General features: G+C 66.9%; 6 protein-coding genes and 1 pseudogene. 4 read left to right on the top strand and 3 right to left on the bottom strand.

Annotated elements, in window-relative coordinates; all coding sequences use genetic code 11:
* Window positions 1-704, bottom strand: a pseudogene (locus G6019_RS17295) (fatty acid desaturase family protein); the annotation flags it as partial.
* A 152-nt stretch (window positions 705-856) separates the two neighbouring features.
* Between G6019_RS17295 and G6019_RS09925 the strand changes: the two are divergent.
* From G6019_RS09925 to G6019_RS09910, 4 genes are all read left to right on the top strand, one after another.
* Window positions 857-1,591 (top strand): amino acid ABC transporter ATP-binding protein, encoded by a 735-nt coding sequence (locus G6019_RS09925; protein WP_107757633.1) that lies wholly within the window; start codon window positions 857-859, stop codon window positions 1,589-1,591.
* An 89-nt stretch (window positions 1,592-1,680) separates the two neighbouring features.
* On the top strand, window positions 1,681-2,496 hold the full coding sequence (locus tag G6019_RS09920) for a glutamate ABC transporter substrate-binding protein (protein ID WP_107757632.1): 816 nt from the start codon (window positions 1,681-1,683) through the stop codon (window positions 2,494-2,496).
* 78 nt (window positions 2,497-2,574) lie between these two features.
* Window positions 2,575-3,237 carry an amino acid ABC transporter permease gene (locus G6019_RS09915; protein WP_017837355.1) on the top strand — a complete coding sequence of 221 codons (663 nt, stop codon included), beginning with the start codon at window positions 2,575-2,577 and terminating at the stop codon, window positions 3,235-3,237.
* The gene (locus G6019_RS09910; protein WP_182612691.1) at window positions 3,234-4,064 is read left to right on the top strand and encodes an amino acid ABC transporter permease; all 831 of its coding nucleotides are present in this window, start codon (window positions 3,234-3,236) and stop codon (window positions 4,062-4,064) included. The genes G6019_RS09915 and G6019_RS09910 overlap by 4 nt, the downstream gene beginning before the upstream one ends.
* Before the next feature lie 262 nt (window positions 4,065-4,326).
* On the opposite strand, the gene G6019_RS09905 is transcribed toward G6019_RS09910, so the two are convergent.
* Window positions 4,327-5,103 (bottom strand): SDR family NAD(P)-dependent oxidoreductase, encoded by a 777-nt coding sequence (locus G6019_RS09905; protein ID WP_182612689.1) that lies wholly within the window; start codon window positions 5,101-5,103, stop codon window positions 4,327-4,329.
* A gap of 61 nt (window positions 5,104-5,164) precedes the next feature.
* Window positions 5,165-5,587, bottom strand: coding sequence for a VOC family protein (locus G6019_RS09900; protein ID WP_309230206.1), 423 nt, complete (start codon window positions 5,585-5,587; stop codon window positions 5,165-5,167).
* Window positions 5,588-5,767: the final 180 nt, after the last annotated feature.

The raw sequence follows: 5,767 nt of genomic DNA, 5'->3' as shown, positions 1-5,767 counted from the left end.
AAGTGCCCGCAGAAGATCACCGCGTTCGACCACAGGTTGCGGATGACGTTCGCGGTGGCGTTGGCCGCCATCGTCGATTTCCAGTTGGGCCCGGAGAGCAACGGGAACCACACGTAGTCCTTACCCACCTGGCGGCGGGCCTTGCGGAGGAACTGGCCGATGCGCCGCTTCTGCTCGGGCCACCCCGAGGAGTTGATCGTGCCGGGCGCGATCTCCAGGTGCTGCACCCCGACGCCCCACTGAAAAGTGAACGCGAGAATCGTGTTCCACACGATGTTGAGCGAGTACCCCGGATGCCAGGGCTGGTCGCGGGTCACGCGAACCACGCCATACCCCACGTCGTCGTCCATCCCCACGATGTTGGTGTACTTGTGGTGGTGGTAGTTGTGGGTGGCCTTCCAGTGCTCCGAGGTCCCCACGATGTCCCACTCCCACGTGGTGGAGTGAATCTCCGGGTCGTTCATCCAGTCCCACTGCCCGTGCATCACATTGTGGCCGAGCTCCATGTTCTCGATGATCTTGCCGGCGGCCAGCATGCCGGTGCCGAGCAGCCACGCGGGTCGATACCCGGAGAAGAGGAGCACCACACGGGCACCGGCCACGAGGCCGCGCTGGAGACGGATGGTGTCGTTCACGTACCGGCGGTCGGACTCGCCGAGCGAATCCATGACCTCCTGCCGGATCGCGTCGAGCTCTCGGCCGATTTCCTCGACGTCCTCGGCGGAGAGATGGGCGTATTCCTGCACGTCTGATATCGCCATACGCTGACGGTACGGAGGGGGGGCGGAGTTGTCGACCGCAATCCCGGATCGGCGAGTCGATACTCGATAAACCCTCAGGCGCTTATGATCTCCGCATGGCACTCGTCGAGATCTCTGGCGTCAACAAGCACTTCGGTGACTTCCAGGCGCTCAAGGACATCACCATGTCCATCGAACAGGGCGAGGTCATCGTCGTCATCGGGCCCTCGGGTTCCGGAAAGTCGACCCTCTGCCGCGCGATCAACAGGCTCGAGACCTTCGAATCGGGCTCCATCACGATCGACGGCAAGGAACTGCCCCAGGAGGGCAAGGCGCTCGCCAGGCTCCGCGCGGACGTCGGCATGGTGTTCCAGTCGTTCAACCTGTTCGCCCACAAGACGATCCTCGAGAACGTCACCCTCGGACCCATCAAGGTGCGCAAGCAGACCAAGGCCGCCGCCGAGAAGCGGGCGATGGAACTGCTCGACCGCGTCGGTGTGGGCCACCAGGCGGCCAAGTATCCGGCGCAGTTGTCCGGCGGTCAGCAGCAACGCGTGGCGATCGCCCGGTCCCTGGCGATGGACCCCAAGGTGATGCTCTTCGACGAGCCGACCTCCGCCCTGGATCCGGAGATGATCAACGAGGTCCTCGACGTGATGACGGGCCTGGCCAAGTCCGGCATGACGATGGTCGTGGTCACCCACGAGATGGGATTCGCCCGGAAGGCGGCCGACCGCGTCATCTTCATGGCCGACGGCGAGCTGGTCGAACAGGCGACCCCTGAAGAGTTCTTCACCAACCCGCAGAGCGGTCGCGCGAAGGACTTCCTGTCCAAGATCCTGACCAACTGAGTCGGTCTGCAGCGGCGTTCTCACCCCCGCCCGCCCGATCCGACACCGATTCCCACTATCCCTACCCACCCATTTCACGAGGAGAACCCATGAACTTCCGACGGATCGGATCGGCCGCCGCGGCGGTCACCCTGGCCCTCGGCCTCGCCGCGTGCGGGAACGACGACGGCGGCGAGAACCAGCTCCGGATCGGCATCAAATTCGATCAGCCGGGCCTCGGTCTCAAGGAGGGCAACGACTACACCGGGCTCGACGTCGACGTGGCCACGTACATCGCCGAGAAGCTCGGCACCCCCGCCGAGGACATCGAGTGGGTCCAGGCGCCGAGCGCGCAGCGCGAGACCCTCCTCGAGACCGGCCAGGTGGACATGATCGTCGCCACCTACTCGATCACCGACTCCAGGAAGGAGAAGGTCGACTTCGCCGGGCCGTACTTCATCGCCGGCCAGGATCTGCTGGTCCGCGCGGATGACGACAGCATCACGGGCCCGGCCTCCCTCGAGGGCAAGCGCCTGTGCTCGGTCTCCGGGTCCACCTCGGCCCAGAACGTCCAGGAAGAGGTCCCGGGGGTCAACCTCCAGGAGTTCGGCACCTACTCCGAATGTGTCTCGGCACTGGTGTCCAACGCGGTCGACGCCCTGACCACGGACGACACGATCCTCGCGGGGTACGCCGCGCAGGACCAGTACCAGGGCCAGCTCAAGGTCGTCGGCGCCCCGTTCTCCGAGGAGCTCTACGGGATCGGCATCCGGAAGGGCGACACCGAGAAGTGCGAGCAGATCAACGAGGCCATCCGCGAGATGATCGCCGACGGCAGCTGGGAGGCCGCCGTCGAGGAGAACCTCGGCCCGGCCGGGTTCGTCCCGGGCGAGGGGAACCCGCCCAACCCGGACGCCTGCGCCTGATCTGACCACCCGGGTCCTCCGCGTCACAGTGGACAGTGGCGCGGAGGACCTCACACTCCTCATGAGGGAAGGTCGACCATGGGCGACATATTCGCCAACTACGACGTCTTCGGGGCGGTGTGGGTCACCATCCAGCTCTCGCTGCTCGGGACGGCGGGCGCGCTGGTGCTGGGGACGATCGTCGCGATCCTGCGGGTCTCCCCGGTGGCCGTCCTCCGGGGGCTCGGCACCTCCTACGTCAACATCTTCCGCAACCTGCCGTTGACCCTGCTGATGGTCTTCAGCATCCTCGGCCTGTCCTTCATCCTCCAGCTGTCCGTCTCGGACAACTTCGCCCGCAACGCCTTCTGGTGGGCCGCGATCATGCTCGCGGTCTACCACGCGGCGTACGTCTGCGAGGCGCTGCGCTCCGGCGTCAACACGGTCCCGGTGGGGCAGGCCGAGGCGGCCCGGTCGATCGGGCTGGGGTTCGGGCAGTCGCTGCGCGAGGTGATCCTCCCGCAGGCCTTCCGGGGCTCCATCGCCCCCCTCGGCTCGGTCATCATCGCGCTCATCAAGAACTCGACGGTCGCCGCGGTCATCGGCGTAGGTGACTCCGCCGGGCTGCTGCAGGTGATCACCGAGAACGAGGGTGCCAGCCTGCCGACGTTCTTCTTCTTCGCCATGGTGTTCGTGGTGCTCACCCTCCCGATCGGGCTCTGGACCACCTCCCTCTCACGGAAGCTGGCGGTGAAGCGATGAGTACCCAGGCCGTTCTGTTCGACGCCCCGGGACCCAAGGCCCGACTCCGCCACAAGATCTTCACGGTGGTCGGTGCCCTGATCGCCCTCGGGATCGCCTATGTGGTCTACGTCCAGTTCGAGGCCGCCGGCCAGCTGCAGGCGTTCATGTGGGAGCCCTTCGTCACCGACCCGCAGGTGTGGACCTCCTACCTGATCCCCGGTCTCAAGGGCACGTTCACGGCGGCAGCCATTTCCGTCGTGCTCGCGGTGATCTTCGGTTTGCTCTTCGGTATGGGTCGACTCTCGCCGTTCGCGCCGCTGCGGTGGTTCTGCGGCGTGATCGTGGAGTTCTTCCGCTCGGTCCCGGTGTTGCTGATGATGGTGTTCGCCTATTTCGGATACTTCGCGACCTCGAACCTCGTGCCCAACCAGCACGCGCCGCTGGCCGCGGTGGTCACCGCCCTGACCCTCTACAACGGCGCGGTCATCGCGGAACTCGTCCGCTCCGGAGTCCACGGACTGCCCAAGGGCCAGACCGAGGCCGGGCTCGCCGTGGGCCTCACGCCGGGGCAGGTGCTCCGCTCGATCCAGCTCCCGCAGGCTCTCACGGCCATGCTCCCGGCGCTCGTCGGCCAACTCGTCGTCGTCCTCAAGGATTCCGCCCTCGGCTACGGCATCACCTACCTGGAGTTGCTCAACTGGTCCAAGACCCTCGGGTCCGCCTACGCCAACACCGTTCCCGCGTACATCGTGGCGGGCATCCTCTTCGTGGTCATCAACTACTCGCTCACCAAGTTCGCCGTCTACCTCGAAGGTCGGCTGAAGAAGCGCCGCGCCAAGACCTGACCGCCGCCGGGCGGGCATCTGCTCCCGCGCCTGTACGCCTGCGGGGCAGACGCCCGTCTGGATGAACACCGGCCTGCGCGGTTGCGCACGCGAGAGTTCAGGGACACGGGCGGCTGCGGTCGGCGGATGTGAACAGTGAGGGACGGGCGCGGCGTGGCCGTACGACGGGCCCTGGATACGCGAGGGGCCCCGCCGGAAATCGATTCCGGCGGGGCCGTCGTGTACCCGAGGCGACCTGGTGTCAGCTCACGTCGGTGTCAGCTCACTTCGGTGGCATCCGGATGCCACCGTCGACGCGCACGGTCTGCGCGTTCATGTAGGGGTTCGTGAGCAGCTCCATGACCATCGACGCCAGCTCGTCGCCCGAGCCGAGACGCTTGGGGAACAGCACGCTCTCACCGAGCTTGGCCTTGAACGCCTCGGAGTCGGGGCCCTCGCCGTAGATCGGCGTGTCGATGAGGCCGGGGGCGACGGTGTTGAGGCGGATGCCGGCGGCCGACAGATCACGAGCGACGGGGAGGGTCAGCCCCACGATTCCGCCCTTGGAGGCGGAATACGCGGCCTGGCCGATCTGGCCGTCGAAGGCGGCGACGGAGGCCATGTTGACGATCGCGCCCTTCTGGCCGTCCTCGTCGGCCTCGCCGCGGGACATCGCCGTGGCGGCCAGTCGCAGCATGTCGAAGGAGCCGATGAGGTTGATGTCGATGACCTTGCGGAACGAGTCGAGGTCGAAGGCCGAGGCGAACTCTCCGTCGCGGCCGATCGTGCGCTGCGCCCACCCGATGCCGGCCGAGTTGACCAGGTACCGCAGCGGGCCCAGTTCGAGAGCGGCCTCGACGGCCTTGACGTTGTCCTCGGTCTTGGTCACGTCGACAGCCACGAACGTGCCCCCGACGTCGTTCGCCAGCGCCTCGCCCTTCTCGGCGTTGAGGTCGGCGACGACCACCTTGGCCCCCTGCGCGGCGAGCTGACGGACGACGGCGGCGCCGATTCCCGATGCGCCACCGGTGACGATTGCACTTGCTCCGGAGATATCCATGTCAGAACCGTAACAAGCCGACGTGACCGACATCGCGGTCACGGGTCGTTCGGTCGGTGATTCAGCTGGCCGAGCCCTCGACCACCACGTCCCAGCGGATGCCGAACCGATCGTGGACCTGCCCGTAGAGGTCCCCCCACGGGGCGACCTCGAACGGCATCGCCATCTCGCCCCCGCTGCTGGTGACCTTGTCCAGGAATGCTCGGGCCTCGCCCTCGGTGTCGAAACCCAGGAGGAACGAGTAGACGTCGTTCCGCGGCTGCGGGAGGTTCTCTCCCATGGAGTCTCCGCCGGTCAGGCTGATACCGGGGGCCTCGAGGGTCGCGTGCGCCACCGACCCGTGCGGCGGGTCGAACGGGAAGTCCTCCGTCGACGGGAACTGGTCGTAGGTCATCACGTCGAGCTTCCCGCCGAAGAGCCCCTGGTAGTACGGGAACGCCTCGGACGCGTTACCTGGGAAGGAGATGTAGGGGATACAGGTCATGGCCATGATCGGAGCCTCTCGTCACGGGCGACCGCGTGCCGGTGCGACCCGGTATCCGCAACGCTAGACCCGGTGGCGGCGCCGGTCACGTGAAATCTCGTCGCCGTCGCCCTCGCGCTCGCCGTCGCCGCGAGGTCAGGCCGACGCGGGGTCGCGGCCGGCCAGCGCGAGGAGCCGGGC

Origin of the sequence: Dietzia sp. DQ12-76 (assembly GCF_014145045.1) — a bacterium.
Classification (GTDB): domain Bacteria; phylum Actinomycetota; class Actinomycetes; order Mycobacteriales; family Mycobacteriaceae; genus Dietzia.
Note: the sequence above shows the minus strand (reverse complement) of the source record. Positions and strands in the feature narration are given on the sequence as shown.

Bases quoted from the DNA above. Each gene is read 5' to 3' on its own strand.
- G6019_RS09925 (WP_107757633.1), top strand. From the start codon at position 857: ATGGCACTCGTCGAGATCTCTGGCGTCAACAAGCACTTCGGTGACTTC.
- G6019_RS09920 (WP_107757632.1), top strand. From the start codon at position 1,681: ATGAACTTCCGACGGATCGGATCGGCCGCCGCGGCGGTCACCCTGGCC.
- G6019_RS09915 (WP_017837355.1), top strand. From the start codon at position 2,575: ATGGGCGACATATTCGCCAACTACGACGTCTTCGGGGCGGTGTGGGTC.
- G6019_RS09910 (WP_182612691.1), top strand. From the start codon at position 3,234: ATGAGTACCCAGGCCGTTCTGTTCGACGCCCCGGGACCCAAGGCCCGA.
- G6019_RS09905 (WP_182612689.1), bottom strand. From the start codon at position 5,103: ATGGATATCTCCGGAGCAAGTGCAATCGTCACCGGTGGCGCATCGGGA.
- G6019_RS09900 (WP_309230206.1), bottom strand. From the start codon at position 5,587: ATGACCTGTATCCCCTACATCTCCTTCCCAGGTAACGCGTCCGAGGCG.